General features: G+C 46.6%; 17 protein-coding genes. 16 read left to right on the top strand and 1 reads right to left on the bottom strand.

All coding sequences use genetic code 11. The features are described 5' to 3' along the window. Positions 1-111: 111 nt before the first annotated feature. The 6 genes from BN1080_RS15070 (at position 112) to BN1080_RS17530 (ending at position 6546) form a co-directional block, all read left to right on the top strand. Positions 112-1035, top strand: coding sequence for a VanZ family protein (locus tag BN1080_RS15070; RefSeq protein WP_199876631.1), 924 nt, complete (start codon positions 112-114; stop codon positions 1033-1035). Between the two features lie 115 nt (positions 1036-1150). After that, the gene (locus tag BN1080_RS15065; RefSeq protein ID WP_052653357.1) at positions 1151-1603 is read left to right on the top strand and encodes a hypothetical protein; all 453 of its coding nucleotides are present in this window, start codon (positions 1151-1153) and stop codon (positions 1601-1603) included. Further along, entirely contained in the window at positions 1603-2070 is a 468-nt protein-coding gene (locus tag BN1080_RS15060) for a GNAT family N-acetyltransferase (protein ID WP_052653355.1), read from the top strand. The genes BN1080_RS15065 and BN1080_RS15060 overlap by 1 nt, the downstream gene beginning before the upstream one ends. Before the next feature lie 103 nt (positions 2071-2173). After that, positions 2174-3205, top strand: a complete 1032-nt coding sequence (locus tag BN1080_RS15055) for an ATP synthase beta subunit C-terminal domain-containing protein (RefSeq protein ID WP_052653354.1) — start codon at positions 2174-2176, stop codon at positions 3203-3205. Positions 3206-3508: 303 nt separating this feature from the next. Then, positions 3509-4780, top strand: a complete 1272-nt coding sequence (sstT, locus tag BN1080_RS15050) for a serine/threonine transporter SstT (protein ID WP_052654672.1) — start codon at positions 3509-3511, stop codon at positions 4778-4780. A gap of 119 nt (positions 4781-4899) precedes the next feature. Beyond that, positions 4900-6546 carry a serine hydrolase gene (locus BN1080_RS17530; RefSeq protein ID WP_110925665.1) on the top strand — a complete coding sequence of 549 codons (1647 nt, stop codon included), beginning with the start codon at positions 4900-4902 and terminating at the stop codon, positions 6544-6546. Positions 6547-6979: 433 nt separating this feature from the next. Here BN1080_RS17530 and BN1080_RS15035 read toward each other — a convergent pair whose 3' ends face one another. Continuing rightward, entirely contained in the window at positions 6980-7180 is a 201-nt protein-coding gene (locus BN1080_RS15035) for a cold-shock protein (RefSeq protein ID WP_006830093.1), read from the bottom strand. A 227-nt stretch (positions 7181-7407) separates the two neighbouring features. Between BN1080_RS15035 and BN1080_RS15030 the strand changes: the two genes are divergently transcribed. From BN1080_RS15030 to BN1080_RS14985, 10 genes are all read left to right on the top strand, one after another. After that, positions 7408-7929 (top strand): P-loop NTPase family protein, encoded by a 522-nt coding sequence (locus BN1080_RS15030; RefSeq protein ID WP_052653350.1) that lies wholly within the window; start codon positions 7408-7410, stop codon positions 7927-7929. A 109-nt stretch (positions 7930-8038) separates the two neighbouring features. Next, entirely contained in the window at positions 8039-8749 is a 711-nt protein-coding gene (locus tag BN1080_RS15025) for a hypothetical protein (RefSeq protein WP_052653348.1), read from the top strand. Positions 8750-8904: 155 nt separating this feature from the next. Then, the gene (locus BN1080_RS15020) at positions 8905-9438 is read left to right on the top strand and encodes an NfeD family membrane protein (protein ID WP_052653345.1); all 534 of its coding nucleotides are present in this window, start codon (positions 8905-8907) and stop codon (positions 9436-9438) included. A gap of 15 nt (positions 9439-9453) precedes the next feature. After that, entirely contained in the window at positions 9454-10983 is a 1530-nt protein-coding gene (locus tag BN1080_RS15015) for a flotillin family protein (protein WP_052653344.1), read from the top strand. A gap of 232 nt (positions 10984-11215) precedes the next feature. Next, positions 11216-12706, top strand: coding sequence for a UDP-N-acetylmuramoyl-L-alanyl-D-glutamate--2,6-diaminopimelate ligase (locus tag BN1080_RS15010; RefSeq protein WP_052653342.1), 1491 nt, complete (start codon positions 11216-11218; stop codon positions 12704-12706). Positions 12707-12798: 92 nt separating this feature from the next. After that, a complete protein-coding gene (gene fumC / locus BN1080_RS15005) occupies positions 12799-14181 on the top strand; it encodes a class II fumarate hydratase (protein WP_052653340.1) in 1383 nt (460 codons plus the stop codon). Between the two features lie 151 nt (positions 14182-14332). Beyond that, positions 14333-14995, top strand: coding sequence for a Dph6-related ATP pyrophosphatase (locus BN1080_RS15000; RefSeq protein WP_052653338.1), 663 nt, complete (start codon positions 14333-14335; stop codon positions 14993-14995). 5 nt (positions 14996-15000) lie between these two features. Next, a complete protein-coding gene (locus BN1080_RS14995; protein WP_052654665.1) occupies positions 15001-15999 on the top strand; it encodes a GNAT family N-acetyltransferase in 999 nt (332 codons plus the stop codon). A gap of 18 nt (positions 16000-16017) precedes the next feature. Further along, positions 16018-16527, top strand: coding sequence for a glycine/sarcosine/betaine reductase selenoprotein B family protein (locus BN1080_RS14990; protein WP_052653336.1), 510 nt, complete (start codon positions 16018-16020; stop codon positions 16525-16527). Positions 16528-16542: 15 nt separating this feature from the next. Beyond that, entirely contained in the window at positions 16543-16776 is a 234-nt protein-coding gene (locus tag BN1080_RS14985) for a hypothetical protein (RefSeq protein ID WP_052653334.1), read from the top strand. The last annotated feature ends 52 nt before the right edge of the window (positions 16777-16828 follow it).

The following is a 16828-nucleotide window of genomic DNA, read 5'->3' as shown; positions in this document are numbered from 1 at the left end:
GTTTTTCCTGCTAAATTCTTTAATATTATCGGCTATTTTTAGAAATAAGCAGAAGACAAGTTGAGCTCAGAAAATATTATGGGCGGCTTGGTGCAGAAAGGCAGGAAACTGATGAGTACAAAACAACGCAAGAGGATCTGGGCCATCTTGGCCATCTATTCACTTCTCATTGTCTATTTCATGTTCTTTGGCTTTGGAAGGCCGACAGCAGCAGGAGGACTTCAGGAATATCAATTTAATCTCATGCCCCATACACTCGCGCTAAAATTTCCGAATTTCTCGGATTTAAAATATTTCCACATTTGGTTTTTTAACTTAGGCAATTTAGTCGCTTTTATTCCTTTTGGCATCTTGATCCCGTTGCTGCTGCGCTTGAAATTTCCAACATTCATCGCCTTGTTTTTTAGCGGTATTCTTATTTTAGAAACGGTGCAGATGCTTACATTTCTCGGCAGTTTTGATATAGATGACGCTTTAGTAAATACTTTAGGCGCAAGCATCGGTTTTTATGCATACGAGCTTGGCTCCCGCTATACAGATAGAGGGAAGAGGGCCATTGCCATCCTTTTGTGGGCCGGAGTCTTTTCGTTTGCCGTGATTGGTTTTTCAGAACTGCTAAGCAAAATGGCGGCTCCGGTAGAAGGGCCGGAACAGGTTCTAAGTGAAGCCGGATCCCTTCCTTATGAACCCGACCAACGTTTTCAAATAGGCTCAGAAAGAATCGAACCCGCTAAAAACTTGTATAGCGGAAATGCTGAAGGCCCAACAGAATTTGTTTATCAATTAGACGGAAAAGATATTTTGCTTTCTTTAAATTACGGAATTCCGGCCGCTGCAAAAAGCGATACGGGACAAATCCACATTTCTGTTGATGGCAAAGAAGTAGACACTTACTCCGTATATAAAGAGCCGAATTCTGCCAATGCTTCGGAGACCGCGATGGAAAAAGTCAATGAATTGGTGATCACGATTGAAGGAGAAGTGATGTTATGGGATGTGACTTTTAAAGAGATGGGGCATTGGTGGAGCGACTGAATCTCGTCCGCAGGGAAAATCAGGAATCACCCCGTTCATCTACAGTTCTGCTGTCGGAATCAAGTGGCCGTGTTATACTAATGGCAGAGTGAACTTAAGAAACGGGGTAAATCTATTGCTAACATTTGAACAGAAACTGGCGATTATTGAATCGTTCCCAGAATTGACGCGCAAGGACGTATCGATGAAACGTGTGAATTTCCATTACGAAGAAAGCTTGTACGACAAGAAAATTGTGGTCTACCATTTGCATCCGAACGGCAACGGCTTCGTGTATGTCGGAAACTTGCCGCAGTATGAAGCGGATGACCGCGGCTTTGTGAACGTCCGCGATTTCTCTGAAAAGGAACTTCGCAGCATTATTGCCGATTCATTGGATTATTTATCTCTTGAACCCGAACCGCCCTACGACAAGACGTGGACAAACCGCGACAACGAAAAGCTGGATTTGGTTTATGAAGAGCCTTTCTGGAATATCTACACCGGCAAAAACCTGGAAGAAAGCTTCGGAACGTTTAGCGATGCCGAAGATTATTTGATCGACCAAGGTTTTAAAGAGCCGAAGTAATGGACATCCGCCAGCTTGCAAAAAGTGAAGCGCCGCCGATGGACTTGCTGCTTGAAGCTGACCCTTCTGAAAAAATGGTCCGCCTTTATTTGGATGAAGGGCAGTGCTATGTTGCAGAGGTGAATAGCCGAGTGGTGGGCGTTTACGTGCTTATGCCACTGTCAGAAGCAGCCGCGGAAATCAAAAATATAGCGGTTGCCGAAACCGAAAGAGGCAAAGGCTATGGCAAAAGAATGATTAAGCATGCACTGGATGAAGCCCGAAAAGCCGGGTTCCGGCATGTGGAAATCGGTACAGGCAATTCAAGCTTTGAACAGCTGGCCTTGTATCAAAAATGCGGTTTCCGGATGAAATCTATTGACCGCGGCTTTTTTACCCGCAATTATCCCGAGCCGATTGTGGAAAACGGCTTAATGTGCCAGGATATGGTCCGTCTGGAATTTACTTTTCAAAACCCTTCAATTTGAAGGGTTTTTCTTTTTGGAGTAAAATAATTTACGTTATAAAGAAATTTATGTTGCTTTTTAACGTAATCTTATTTACTATATAAAGTAACAAGGAGGAGGGGAAATGGAAGATATCCGATTGAATGTCCCATTGCTTAGAAAAAGAGTTCCTAATTTGACGACTGCCGCAAAAGAAGCAGGCATTCGTCCCGCAACAGTCTCAAATTTATGTACAGGTAAAATCGATCTCGGGAAAGCGGAAGTAAAGACCTTGGTCGGCCTTGCAAAACTTGCCAATTGCACAGTAGATGAATTGATCCTTCGAGGGGAGAAGATGAAGATGATTGAAACCGGAATCAAAGCATTAGATTTTTTCGCACCCGTTGTCAAAAATGGCTCGACCGGCATTGTCGCACGTCCTGGAATGGGGCAGTTGGTCATTGTTGCAGAACTCTTGCATCGATATAAGGAACAGGGACTTGCCACCGTGTTCTTAGTTCCAGCCGGTTCTCCTGCAGAACTCGAGGGCATTGCTGAACTGGCAAGCTGGGTGGCGGACACGATTGAAGAGGCGATAGATAAGTTAAAAGAAATCGGAAAAGAAGCAATTTTCGTGACGGACAAAAGCTATGTGGATTCAGGAGCCCTTTTTGAAATACAGGAGCAACTGGGACATGATTCTATGACTACTTTGCTGGTCGATTTATCTGGTGAAGTGGTAGATGACGATTTTCCTTTTGGCCCGCTTGAGACCGTTTGGCAATTGGATGCGGATTTAGCAGCCCGCCATCAGTATCCTGCACTAAGCCCGCTCCATTCCACTTCTTCTTTGCTGGAAGACGCGCAGCTGGATGAACGCCATTTCCAATTGCGCCAGCGCACACAGAAAGTGCTGCGCCGTTACCGTGAGCTTCGGCCGCTCGTGCAGATGCGCGGGTTAGACAAAATCAGTGATGCGGATTTGGCAACTTACCGAAAAGGAGAACGGCTCGAAGCCTATTTCACACAAGCGTTTTATACTGCGGAAGAATTTACCGGACAGAAAGGCCAGAAGGTTTCTCTGGAACAGACTCTGGCGGATGTCGAGAGTCTCTTGAATGACCAGTCTGATGGGCGAAGCGTGGAAGAATTGCGTTATATCGGTACCTTGTCTTAAAAAAACGTCCACTTTTTGTGGACGTTCTTTTTTATGGAAAAGGAAGAGATGATGAAATCCGAACGGCTTACATTTAGTGCCTAAATTATAGTCGGCCAAAAGAAAACAACGGTCCATAAGAATCAAATTATCAAATTAAATTTGATTTTATAAAAAATTTGTTTAATTCACATCCTTCTTTCTATAGAATAGGATTAGATTTATTATTTGCCGTGATTCGAAAGGGAGATGCTGCAAGAGACGAAAAGCAGAATGATCAAAGGCATGCAAAGCTATTTGAAAAATCATCAAGGGGGAACGGATATGAAAGTATTGAAGATGTGGAATCGGATAAGCTTAGTGAAACAAATAATGATCGGTTTGGTTCTAGGGGTTTTAATGGCTGTTTTAATTCCGGAGATAGCCAAATCCTTCACCATTCTTGGAACATTATTTGTCGGCGCTTTAAAGGCAATCGCGCCGGTACTGGTTCTGTTCTTGGTCATGGCATCAATTGCCCAGCACAAAAAAGGGCAGCAAACCAATATGAAAGCAATCGTCTTCCTTTATTTATTAGGTACATTTTTAGCAGGTTTAATCGCAGTTGTGGCTAGTTTCATCTTCCCGGTAAGCATTACGCTTACGCAAGGAGCAGAAGGGTTGGAACCTCCAGGCAATGCAATTGAAGTCATCAAAACTTTAGTGCTGAATATAGTGGATAATCCGGCAAATGCGTTGATGAACGCCAACTACATCGGCATTTTAGCTTGGGCAATTGTTCTTGGATTGGCACTTCGAAATGCTGCTGATTCAACGAAAACAGCCATTACGAATTTCTCAGAAGCCATTGCGAAAGTGGTCGGCTGGGTCATTAAATTGGCTCCGCTTGGCATCTTTGGCTTAGTAATAGAATCGATTACCGCAAATGGCCTTTCTTCTTTATTAAGCTACGGAAAGCTATTGGCTCTATTAATCGGCTGTATGCTTGTGGTGGCGTTGGTCGTCAATCCGATTATCGTCTTCATCAATATCCGCCAAAATCCGTATCCGCTTGTCTTCAAGTGCCTAAGAGAAAGCGGCATTACGGCATTTTTCACACGGAGCTCGGCTGCGAATATTCCGGTCAATATGACTTTATGTGAAAAGTTGGGTCTCGATAAAGAAACGTATTCCGTATCGATTCCACTTGGCGCAACGGTTAATATGGCAGGTGCTGCTGTAACGATTTCAGTTTTGACGCTTGCTGCTGTAAACACGCTCGGCATTCAAGTGGATCTGCCGACAGCCGTCATCTTGAGTGTGCTGGCAGCCGTATGTGCATGTGGTGCTTCAGGCGTTGCAGGCGGTTCGCTCTTATTGATTCCGCTCGCGTGCAGTTTGTTCGGAATTCCTGCAGATGCGGCCATGCAAGTAGTAGGAGTGGGCTTCATCATCGGCGTCTTGCAGGATTCATTTGAAACATCGCTTAACTCGTCGACAGACGTTCTTTTCACAGCGACTGCTGAGTACAAGAAACGTTTGAAAGAAGGCGAAAAAGTAAATTTCAAAGAAGTATTTGAGCTTAGCAAAGTTTCCAATGACTTAGCGAAAAATTAATCAGGAAAGGCTGTTCGTCTCCTTGCGTGAAGGAAACAAACAGCCTTTTTCATTGTCTGATAAATTGATGGAGGAAAAAAAGGAGCAAGTTCGGTATGCTTAAAGCAAGAGGTGATTTCATGTTCAAAAAAGTCGTTTTATATACAAACCGGTTAGAAGAGATGAAAGGTTTTTATGAATACCAAATGGGCTTTCGCATTGTGGAAGAAGATGCAGCGAGTTTTACTTTGGCTATCGGGGATTCCCAGCTCGTTTTCGCAGAAAGTGACCGGGCTGCGATCTATCATTTCGCATTAAACATCCCGGGCAATCAGTTTTCGCTGGCTAAAAGCTGGGCAAGTTCACGGGTGGCCTTGAACCGGCAAGAAGGCATGGATGAAATCTATTACGCGAACTTTGATGCGGATGCTTTCTATTTCCAAGACCCAGCAGGCAATGTGGTGGAATTGATCGGCCGGCGGAATGTGGACCGAATGGGGAACTTCTCCATCGATTCGCTGCTGAACATCAGCGAAGTCAGCATTACAACACCGCATGTAAAAGAAGTGGGGGAACAGCTGGAAGATTTGGAAATTCCGGTTCGGGGCAATAAAGGAATCGATCCTGCAGCATTAAACTTTCTGGGCAGCGGCGATTCGTTTATTCTCCTCGTTGCACCTAAGCGGATTTGGTATTTTTCAAAACAGAAAAGCGAAGTGCATCCGCTGTCCATTGAATTGATGGACGGCCGCCAGATTGTAATCGATGAAGAAGGAAATTACCAGCAAGCTTCAGCCTACAATCCCATTTCGGATGGCATGGAGGAACTGGACTTCTCGGGAGCGGTTTTATGGAAAAAAGAAGAGCCGTGGTCGACGGCAAAAGGCTGGGCGGACCGGGCGAATGAACGGCCGAATGCCATTGATACCCGTTTCGGCATCGCTTCCGGCTGTAAAATCTTTACGGCGGTAGCCATCTGCCAATTGGCGGAAGAAGGGAAGCTTGCGTTTGAAGATCGGCTTTCAGCCTTGCTGCCGGAAATTTTCCCGGATTTTGGTGTCACAATCCATCAATTGCTGACCCATACTTCAGGGATTCCGGATTATTTTGACGAAGAAACAATGGATGATTTTGAAGAATTATGGATTCAGCATCCGATGTATTTGATGAAAACGGGAATGGATTTCGTGCCTTTATTCAAAGACGCGCCTATGATGTTTGAGCCTGGAGCGAAGTTCCACTACAATAATGCCGGGTTCATTGCACTTGGGCTTGTGGTTGAAAATCTTACTGGAATGGCCTTTACGGATTATGTAGAAGAGCGGATTTTTGCACGGGCAGGAATGGCTGCTTCGGGGTATTTCCGGATGGATCAGCTCCCGGCGCAGACCGCTTTCGGTTATATTGAGGAAGGCACTTCGTGGCGCACGAACCAATACGCTTTGCCGATTAAAGGCGGGGCGGACGGCGGCGCATACGTAACGGCTGAAGACATGGCGTCTTTTTGGGAGTCTCTGATGGGGGCTGAATTAATGTCCAGGGAGATGGCAGAGCGGCTGCTGACACCGCACGCTGGAGATGAAGAGGGCGAATACGGATACGGCGTCTGGATTGACCGGCATGAAAGCGGAGTGAAGAAGTTCCATGTCATGGGCTATGACCCGGGCGTGAGTTTCCACTCTGCCTATTATCCGGAAGATGGCAGCAGCCTTACTGTATTGTCCAATAGAAGCAAAGGCGCTTATGATGTTGTAAAATTAATTGAAAGGATACGCTCAAACGATTAAGGTCGCTCTTAAGCGGCAGCGAATCTCGTAAATGAAGGAGTGAAGAGCATGGACGGAAAGAAATTAGCCTTGTTTGTGATCATCGGCACCATTCTGGCATGCGCGCTGATTTTCTTTGGATTCCAGCTATACTTTAAAATGAATCCGACCCAATAAAAAGAAGGCGGGAGATTATTTCCGCCTTCTTTTTTATTTTCGCTGAAAGTGGAGAGGGACGGCTGGATTTAGCCGGGTTGAGAAGAGTGGAGCGATTGCGCGTTCGCGGCAATTTGCGCGCGTTCAAAAGAAAATACGTGCGTTCAAAACGATTTGCGCGCGTTCAAAAGAAAATGCGCGCGCTCAGAGAAGAATACGCGCGTTTGCCAAATACGTCGCGAAAAAACCATAAAAAAACGGACCCTCCAAAAGGAGAGTCCGTAATAAGAGCTTAAAATTAAGCTTTTTGTACGTTAGTAGCTTGAAGACCGCGTTGGCCTTGCTCGATGTCGAAAGTAACTTCTTGACCTTCGTCTAAAGATTTGAATCCTTCGCTTTGGATAGCTGAGAAGTGTACGAATACGTCGTCTCCGCCTTCGCGCTCGATGAAGCCGAATCCTTTTTCTGAGTTAAACCATTTTACTTTACCTTGTTCCATGTGTGTTTCCTCCTCGTATGCAAATGCATACATTGTATTACTATCCTTGCTCAAATCTTGCAGATGAATATCTGACACTTTATAAAAAGTTATCCGAACAAAAATAATTCTTCCTTAGAATAACATGGGGTTACAGATATTGCAAGTACTTAGATGAAATTAGGCCATCTATTTTTTTGAAATGATTTTCTATATACTAAAAAGACTGCGGAAAAGGGGGATGGGCAATGAAAAAAATCATGGTTGTCGGCGTATCGGCGGGAGCAGGGAAATCGACGTTTGCTGCGGAATTGGGGAAAAGGCTGGAATTGCCGGTCCATCATTTGGATTCGTATTACTGGAAGGCGGGATGGGTTGAATCCGAGTTGGCGGAATTTCGGGCAGCACAGGAAGAAATCGTCAAAGGCGATGCGTGGATCATTGAGGGGAATTACAGCAATAGCTTTGACATTCGGACAGCGCAGGCGGATACATTTATTTACTTAGAGCTTCCGCTTTGGGTTTGCCTTTATCGAGTATTGAAAAGGTGGGCGACCCATATCGGACAGAATCGCCCCGATATGGCAGACGGCTGTACAGAAAAAATGGATTGGGCATTTTTGAAATTTATCGTGACCACATATGCCGAGCGCAAACGCAAAATGCATAAACGGATGCAGCAATTTTCACAAGCCGACCCTGCCCGCCAATCGATTTACCTGGCCAATAAAAAACAGATTTCCGGATTCCTAAAAACGCTTCATAAATAAACATGCTAATTTTCTGATAAAAATTTAGAGTTTCTCTTAAAAGGGCAACACGGGCGACTTTGGAAATGGTATTCTAAAATTAACATATCAAGACAGTGGGGGAATGGCGATGAAAGTTTTATATGAAGGCACCATCAACAATCAAGTGCTTCGTAAAAAGCAGCCTTTCTATATGAAGCGACTTTACTTGGAAGATTTGCCTGCTATAGAGAAAGTGCAGGATGCAGTACTCAAATCGCTTCCGGAAAAAGCGGTGCTTCAGCCATTATCGACGGAAGAATTTCTTTTCATTTTAAATGAACGCGGGCTCTTGATCGGCGCCTATGTAGACGATCAGTTAATCGGCTTTCGAGCTTTGCTGATACCGGAAATCGATGAAGAGCATCTGGGCCTGGACATTGGTTTGACGGAAGCCGACTTGCCGCGCGTCATTTACCAGGAAATATCAGTCGTTTTGCCGGAATACCGCGGCAATCGCCTGCAGCAAAAACTGGCTGAAGTCATCATGAAAGAATTGCCGAATTTGAAAGAGCAGTTCCAATACGTTTGCTGTACGGTAGCCCCGATGAACATCCCGAGCTTGAAAGATAAATTTACACAGGATATGCGCATTGCGGCATTAAAAGAAAAATACGAAGGCATGCGGCGCTACATTTTAGTGAAAGACCTGAAAAATCCTGCTCCACATTATACGAACCATACAAGTGTGAAACTCGATGATTTGCCGATGCAGCAGCAATTATTAGCGGATGGCTATCTGGGAATCGGTTTCCGGCTCGTCAATGGTTTTCATGAAATCGAATTTGCAAAGGAACAATAGGTTCTCTCTGCGTTTTGTTTAGAAGCAAGAGGCTGTCCAATAAGTCATTACTCGACTTATTGGGCGGCCTTTTTATTTTTTTGTTCAATAATTCTGAAACTTTTGCAGGTCTTATCCGTAAATAGGATAGAATGTCTAAGATGGGAGGTTCTGGAATGGAATGGTTCGGATTGCCGATGGAACAGTTCTACATGTACACACTTATTTTTGCCGGAGCACTTACGATCTTATATGTATTTTTTGGAGATATTGCAGAAGCGGGAGAAGGCATTCCGTTCTTCAATCCAGCGGTCATTCTGGCATTTTTCACCTTGGTTGCAGCGATCGGCTTTGTTTTGGAAGCAACAACGGGGCTTAGCGGTATGGCGGTTCTCGGCATTTCGGTTTTAGGTGCCGCCGTTCTTGATCTCTTGCTTTACTTCTTTGTTCTCTTGCCGATGTCCTCGGCAGAAGCATCTCTTGCGTACACGGAAGATTCGCTTCTCGGACAAGTCGGGAAAGTGATCATTCCGATACCGGCAGACGGCTACGGAGAAGTGGTCATCGAAACCTATAGCGGCATGATCTCTAAAAGAGCGGCTGGCTATGACAATGAAGCGATTGGACAGGAGCGGCAAGTGCTGATCATCGAGGTGCGCGATGGAACTTTGTATGTGCGGGATTATGAACCGGTGACATTCATTAAATAAAAAGGGGGAATTAAGATGGAAATGACATGGATTGCAATTGGAATAGCGGCCTTCATTGTACTCGCGATTGTCGGGGTTTACATTACGAAATACAAAACGGTCGGGCCGGACGAGGCGCTGATTGTCACAGGAAGCTATTTAGGGTCGAAAAATGTGCATACGGATGATTCGGGCAACCGGATCAAAATCATTCGCGGGGGCGGAACGTTCTTGCTTCCTGTATTCCAGCAGGCAGCTCCGCTGAGCCTTTTATCAAGCAAGCTTGAAGTGACCACGCCGGAAGTGTATACGGAACAAGGGGTGCCGGTCATGGCGGACGGAACGGCCATTATCAAAATCGGCGGATCCATTTCAGAAATCGCGACCGCCGCTGAACAATTTTTAGGGAAGTCAAAAGAAGACCGGGAAAATGAAGCGAAAGAAGTGCTGGAAGGCCACCTTCGTTCAATCCTAGGATCGATGACCGTAGAAGAAATCTATAAAAACCGCGATAAGTTTTCGCAGGAAGTGCAGCGTGTCGCTTCACATGATTTGGCGAAAATGGGATTGATCATCGTCTCTTTCACAATTAAAGATGTACGCGATAAAAACGGCTACCTGGATTCCTTAGGGAAAGCGAGAATCGCTCAAGTGAAACGGGATGCGGATATTGCAACGGCCGAGTCTGAAATGGAGACGCGCATTAAACGCGCTGAAGCCGGCAAAGATGCGCAGCGTGCGGAAATTCAGCGCGCAACTGAAATTGCCGAAGCGGAAAAAGAGAATTTATTGAAAGTGGCTGAGTACAAGCGCGAGCAGGATAGCGCGAAAGCACGCGCCGACCAAGCGTATGAACTTGAAACAGCCCGTTCCAAGCAGGAAGTAGTCGAACAGGAAATGCAGATCCGCATCATTGAACGCCAGAAGCAGATCGAACTGGAAGAAAAAGAAATTCAGCGCCGTGAGCGCCAATACGATTCAGAAGTGAAGAAAAAGGCCGATGCCGACCGCTACTCGGTTGAGCAAGCTGCCGAAGCGGAAAAGTCGAAGCAATTGGCTGATGCCGATGCCCAGAAATACCGCGTTGAAGCAATGGCGAAAGCCGACGCAGAAAAAATCCGTTTGGATGGTTTGGCGAAAGCCGATTCCCAGCGTGCACAAGGTGAATCGGAAGCGGACGTTATCCGTTTGAAAGGTCTTGCAGAAGCGGAAGCCAAACGCAAAATTGCGGAAGCCTTCGAAATGTACGGCCAAGCGGCAACACTTGATATGATCGTCAACATGCTTCCTGAATACGCGAAGCAAATTGCTAGCCCACTCAGCAATATCGATAAGATCACGGTCGTGGATACGGGCGGCGGTGAAGGCGGCGGAGCGAACAAAATCACCTCTTACGCAACGAATCTGATGTCGTCGCTGCAGGAAACCTTAAAAGAATCCTCCGGAATCGACGTACGCGAGATGCTGGAGAATTTATCCGGGAAAAATGACTATAGCCAGACAATCGAACAATTGCGTTATGAACTGACAGAGAAAGAAAAAGAAGCGATTGAAACTGAAATTTAATTTTTAATTCCGCCTGAAAAGCAGAAATGCGCTTCAGGCGGTTTTTTATATTGAAATTAGGGTAATAAAAGATAGGCAGAAGGTATGAAATATTAATTTATAGAAGACTTGATTTTGCAAGCTTTTGAGTTTATAAGTAAAATATTGAGTGAATATCATAAGCCCAATGAATTATGGAATGTGCGGCTTGGAAAATGCCGACACGAAAAAATAGATGTTTAAGGGGTGTCCAATGGATATTCGATTCAATCGCATTCCGCGTCTTTCGACTACTGGGCTTTATGGAGCGGAGACACAGGAAATCAATGCGCTCGCTTACAACTCGGCAGATGTGGAAAAAGGGACTGCCTTTTTTTGTATTGCCGGGGAAAATACGGACGGCCATTTATACATTCAGGAAGCCATCAATAAAGGGGCTTCTGCCATTATCGGCACAGATGCCGAAGTTCTCAGCCGTTTTGCCGATACCTATGCGGAGCTGACGTTTCTTGTGGTTGAAGATTCCAAAGCGGCGCTTGCGTGGACGGCTATCCACTTTTTCGGAAATGCCCAAGACCGTTTGATAAAGGTTGGTGTAACCGGAACGAACGGCAAAACCACCACGTCTACATATGTCTATAATCTGTTTAATCTTCTCGGCATCCCGAGCGGCTTTTTAGGGACGACGGGAATTTGGAATTCCAAAGGGAAGATGCCGGTTAAAAAAAGCACTCCGACTACCCCGATGTCTTCGGACATCCATCAAACTTTTTCACAGCTGGCTGCATTGGGAGACAAAGCAGCTTCTATGGAAGTTTCTTCAATTGCCCTCGATCAGAAAAGAGTGGAAGGCATCATTTTCGATGTAGCGATCCATACCAATATTTCAGAAGAGCATTTGGAATATCATCATACGTTCGAACATTATTTAACATCGAAACTCGCCTTATTCAAACAAGCCAAGTCGGCCGTCGTCAACATAGATGATGCAGGTATGTCTAAAGAGATTTTAGCGGTTGTCGATTATCAGGCTTTGACGTACAGCCAGCACCGCGATTCGGGTGCAGATCTCGTTTGGGATAATATCCGGGTAATGCAGAACGGCATGAATTTCGATTTGCATTATCAAGGGCAGAGCTATCTCGTGGACGTTCCGCTTTATGGCGAGTACAATGCGGGGAATTTAACAGCGGCGATTGGCGCCGCATTGTTAACTGGCGCCGAACTGGAAAGCATCCTCGAAGTCTTGCCGCAGATGCCGCAAGTGGAAGGCCGCTTTCAGGTGATCGAAGGGCCTGAATCCCGGAAAATTATTTTGGATTATGCGCATACGCCAGTCGCACTGGATTTTGTGCTGCGTGAAGTGAACAAGCTTCCGCATAATCGGTTGATCGCTTTAATTGCGGGCATCGGCATCCGTGATTTTGCGAAGATGCCGAAAATGGCAAAAGCTGCTGAAGGAAAGGCCGATGTTCTAGTGGTGACCGTTGATCACCCTGGATACAATGATCCAAACGAAGTGGTGGATGAAGTATTGAAAGGCTTCACGGTCCCGTATAAGCAGGAAGTGGTGACGGCCACTTCCAGGCATGACGCCGTAATTGCGGCGCTGAAAGAAAGCGGACCGAATGATATCGTCCTCTTGTCGAGCGGCTGCATCAACGGCGCGCAAATCGTCAAAGGCGAGTACATCCCCCATTCAGATGAAGAAATTATCGAAGGATTTTTCTTAACGCAAAATTAGCGGCTTTTTCATGTGAAAGGTCGCTTTTTTTGGCATGTTTGTGTTTAATAGAAGAGAAGGATGCGTATAGAAAATGAATTGGAGTGAATGGAATGCAATATCGTACAGAGAAAGACACGATTGGTGAAATTCAGGTAGAAGCTGACAAAATGTGGGGAGCTCAAACTCAACGCAGCGTGCAGAACTTTGCCATCGGCACTGAGCGTATGCCGCATGAAGTTGTTATGGCATTTGCTCAATTGAAAAAAGCGACAGCGAAAGCGAACCATAAACTCGGAAAATTATCCGAAGCGAAAATGAAAGCGATTGTAGCCGCTGCTGACGAAGTGATCGAAGGCAAATGGAATGACCATTTCCCATTAGTCGTTTGGCAAACCGGAAGCGGTACGCAATCCAATATGAACATGAACGAAGTGTTGGCGCGCCGCGGCAATGAAATCTTGGCTGAGCAGTCTTCAGAAGAGAAATTGCATCCGAACGACGACGTCAACATGTCTCAAAGTTCAAACGATACGTACCCAACAGCGATGCACGTTGCGGGCGTTGTGGCGGTTACTGAAAACTTGCTGCCAGCAATCCAGCAGCTGAAAGCGACATTGGATGAAAAAGCGAAAAAATTCGATGACATTATCAAAATCGGCCGTACGCATTTGCAGGATGCAACGCCGCTTACGCTTGGCCAGGAAATCAGCGGCTGGAAGCATATGCTTGAGAAAAGCGAGCGCATGATCCGTGCGAGCGTTGAAGAAATGCGCGAACTTGCGATCGGCGGAACCGCTGTCGGAACAGGCATCAACGCGGATGCGACATTCGGTCCTTCGGTTGCAGAATTTATTACAGAAGCGGTGGGCACAGCCTTCACTTCAGCTGAAAATAAATTCCACGCGCTGACAAGCCATGACGAAATGGTTTACACGCATGGCGCGATCAAAGCGTTGGCAGCGGACGCAATGAAAATTGCCAACGACGTACGCTGGTTGGCAAGCGGCCCTCGCAGCGGCATCGGCGAAATCACGATTCCGGCAAACGAGCCGGGAAGCTCGATTATGCCAGGGAAAGTCAACCCGACGCAAAGCGAAGCGTTGACGATGGTGGCTGTTCAAGTCATGGGGAATGACGCAGCGATCGGTTTTGCTGCAAGCCAAGGGAACTTCGAATTGAACGTCTTCAAACCGGTCATCGCTTACAACTTCTTGCAATCTGTGCGTTTATTGACTGACAGCTTGATCAGCTTTGACGAGCACTGTGCAGTGGGCATTGAAGCGAACTTGGATGTTATCGGCAACCACGTGAAAAACTCATTGATGCTTGTTACCGCATTGAACCCGCATATCGGCTACGAAAAAGCGGCAGCTATTGCGAAGCAAGCGCATGCTGACGGGTCGACTTTGAAAGAGTCTGCTGTAAAGAGCGGCCATTTGACGGCTGACCAGTTTGACGAATGGGTTAAACCTGAAAACATGGTAGGAAAATAAAATGATCGGCGGCCAGAGAATGTCTGGCCGCTTTTTTATTGCATTGGTTGAAGGGGATCATGCAGGAGTCGCTTAAACTGCAGAGCTCCAAAAGGATTTATTTTTCCAATGTCGAAATTACTACAAGAGAAAACAGATAAAGAGGTGCAGCATGCAGAAAACATTTGTCATGTCATGGAGCGGCGGGAAAGATTCGGCGCTCGCGTATTACCGGGCCGTAATGGAGGGGCATGTGCCCATCGTTTTGTTCACGATGTTTGAAGAAGATGGCACAAAATCGCGGTCGCATGGTTTGCCGCCTGACGTAATGGAAGCTCAGGCTGAGCGGATGGGCTTGCCGCTCGTAATCGGAAAAGCCGATTGGTCCGGCTACGAAAGAGAGTTTATCGCCCATTTGAAAACATTCAGCGAGCAAGGAATCCAGATGGGGGTTTACGGGGACATCGATTTGGAGGATCACCGGACGTGGGTCCGGAAAGTCAGCACAGAAGCAGCGTTGGAAGTGCATCATCCGCTCTGGCAGGAAGCCCGTAAAGCATTGCTTAAAGAGTTAGTGGAAGAGGGCTTTAAAGCCGTCATTACGGTAGTGGATACAGCACGGTTGGATCCCAAGTTTTTAGGCCGGGAGTTTACGCTCGATTTGATCGAAGAACTGGAGGCAGCCGGGGTGGACGCTTGCGGGGAAGAAGGCGAATTTCACACGGTGATCGTGGATGGACCGATTTTTGTCGAACCGGTGCCGCTTGTTTTCGGAAACCCAGTTGATGCAGGAAATTATCGTATGCTGGAGGTTAAACTTCAATCCGGGGAGTGATTTCATTGATTCAGTTTATGGGTGTCGAAGATCGCCATGTCCGCCAGATGGCCGTGCTTTTGGCGAAACGCCAAGAACGTGAGCGAAAGCGGTTTTCTTTTTTAAAAGCTGCATTTGAAGAAATTGACGAAACGGAAGTCATTCTGCGCACGTTATTGGATCGCCCTTACGTCAGCGGCATTGTGGCGATAAGGGGCATTGATGTCATCGGCTATCTCCTCTATGAATTCAAGGAAAGTGCTGAACGCGGCCGGTATGTGTTCATCGACTACGCCTCGATGGCGATCAGCGAAAACGAGCATCCACGGCTTTTGCGCTTGCTTTATGCAGATGTTGGAGCGGAATGGGTCAAACATGGCTATTTCCATCACGTCCTAATGGCGCCGCTTGGCCAGCCCTTGCTTGTGGAAGAAATGCTGGATCAAGGTTTTCGCTATGAACAGAAATATGCGGTCCTGCCGCTCAAGGATTTCACTCCGGCAGAAAGCGGACGGGAGCCGGGGCTGGAGTTTCGAAAAGGAACGCCGGCTGATGGGCCGCTGCTCAAGAAAATGGCTGCATGGAACAGCATCCACCAGGCAACGGCACCATCTTGGAATCCGATCACGAAAGAAACCTTGGATGATATTAAACAAAGCTACAGCGAAGTGCCGGACGACGAAGAAACACTGTTTTGGCTGGCTGAACAAAGCGGACGGATTGCCGGTTTCCATATTTACTACCGGAAAGAAGATTCTCAGAATTTAGCGGTTCCGTCCAATTGTGCGGAACTCCCGGCTGCATCAACGAATCCGGAAATGCGCGGGAAAGGAATCGGCCGCGCGCTTGCCACCTATTGCTTTGGAGAAATCAAAAAGATGGGCTTTGATTACATTTATACCGATTGGCATACGCCCAATCACCTCTCTTCCTATTTTTGGCCGCGTATGGGCTTTGAACCAGTCATGGTGCGCATGTCCCGCCAAATCGACCCGCGAATTGCCTGGGCACATGGACAAGAATAAGGAGCGGAGGCTGAAGGCATGAAACGAAAAACGCAGATCAAATCGAAACTTTCTGTCGCCTTTTCAACGAATTTCCCTGAAGCGTATAAGAAATTCACCCTAAAGCATGTGAACGAACGGCAAGGCAGCCCGGAAACCGTGTTGGCGAAACCTTTGACCGAATGCAAAATCGCGCTGATCACCACTGCCGGCGTCCATTTGAAAACGGATCGCCCTTTTGATGTGGATAACCCGGCGGGCGACCCCACGTATCGCCTGATTCCAGCCGCGGCGCAAGAAGAGGAATTAACGGTCACGCATATTTACTACAATACGAAATTTGCGAAAACCGATCCGACGATCGTCTTTCCTTTGCCTCAGCTAAGAGAACTTAAAGACAAAGGCAGCATCCATTCCTTGGCAGATGTGAATATTGGGTTGAACGGCGGCATTCTTGACACGAGTAATGTGGAGCAAGAAGCGATTCCCCAAGTAATGGCACTTTTCGAAAATGAACAAGTGGACATCGCTTTATTGGTTCCTGGCTGAGGTTCTTGCCATAATGTGCTTGGGCTGTATGCCCGGGCTTTAGAAGAAAGTGGAATCGCCACGGCGATGATCACCATTTTGCCGGAAGTCACCGATGCCGTCGGCGTCCCAAGAACCATGCACGTGCCTTTCAAATTGGGACGGCCATGCGGAGAGCCCTTTGATTTTGAAACCCGGAAAAAAGTCGTCGATCAGCTTCTCGCATTGGCTTTGAAGCCAAGCGGGACCCGAATCGAATATGAAGGATAAATGACAAAAACTCCGTTTTCCTCAAAAAGGAGAACGGAGTTTTTTAGGCGGC

It is taken from the genome of Planococcus massiliensis (assembly GCF_000821325.1).
Classification (GTDB): Bacteria; Bacillota; Bacilli; order Bacillales_A; family Planococcaceae; genus Planococcus; species Planococcus ruber.
The sequence above is the reverse complement of the archived record's forward strand: the minus strand, read 5'-3'. Positions and strand labels throughout refer to the sequence as shown.

Excerpts from the sequence above, each read along its gene's own strand:
- BN1080_RS15010 (WP_052653342.1), top strand. The coding sequence starts at position 11,216 with ATGGATATTCGATTCAATCGCATTCCGCGTCTTTCGACTACTGGGCTT.
- BN1080_RS15035 (WP_006830093.1), bottom strand. The coding sequence starts at position 7,180 with ATGGAACAAGGTAAAGTAAAATGGTTTAACTCAGAAAAAGGATTCGGC.
- sstT (WP_052654672.1), top strand. The coding sequence starts at position 3,509 with ATGAAAGTATTGAAGATGTGGAATCGGATAAGCTTAGTGAAACAAATA.
- BN1080_RS15025 (WP_052653348.1), top strand. The coding sequence starts at position 8,039 with ATGAAAGTTTTATATGAAGGCACCATCAACAATCAAGTGCTTCGTAAA.
- BN1080_RS15060 (WP_052653355.1), top strand. The coding sequence starts at position 1,603 with ATGGACATCCGCCAGCTTGCAAAAAGTGAAGCGCCGCCGATGGACTTG.
- BN1080_RS15000 (WP_052653338.1), top strand. The coding sequence starts at position 14,333 with ATGCAGAAAACATTTGTCATGTCATGGAGCGGCGGGAAAGATTCGGCG.
- BN1080_RS15055 (WP_052653354.1), top strand. The coding sequence starts at position 2,174 with ATGGAAGATATCCGATTGAATGTCCCATTGCTTAGAAAAAGAGTTCCT.
- BN1080_RS15030 (WP_052653350.1), top strand. The coding sequence starts at position 7,408 with ATGAAAAAAATCATGGTTGTCGGCGTATCGGCGGGAGCAGGGAAATCG.
- BN1080_RS17530 (WP_110925665.1), top strand. The coding sequence starts at position 4,900 with ATGTTCAAAAAAGTCGTTTTATATACAAACCGGTTAGAAGAGATGAAA.
- fumC (WP_052653340.1), top strand. The coding sequence starts at position 12,799 with ATGCAATATCGTACAGAGAAAGACACGATTGGTGAAATTCAGGTAGAA.
- BN1080_RS15070 (WP_199876631.1), top strand. The coding sequence starts at position 112 with ATGAGTACAAAACAACGCAAGAGGATCTGGGCCATCTTGGCCATCTAT.
- BN1080_RS15015 (WP_052653344.1), top strand. The coding sequence starts at position 9,454 with ATGGAAATGACATGGATTGCAATTGGAATAGCGGCCTTCATTGTACTC.
- BN1080_RS15020 (WP_052653345.1), top strand. The coding sequence starts at position 8,905 with ATGGAATGGTTCGGATTGCCGATGGAACAGTTCTACATGTACACACTT.
- BN1080_RS14990 (WP_052653336.1), top strand. The coding sequence starts at position 16,018 with ATGAAACGAAAAACGCAGATCAAATCGAAACTTTCTGTCGCCTTTTCA.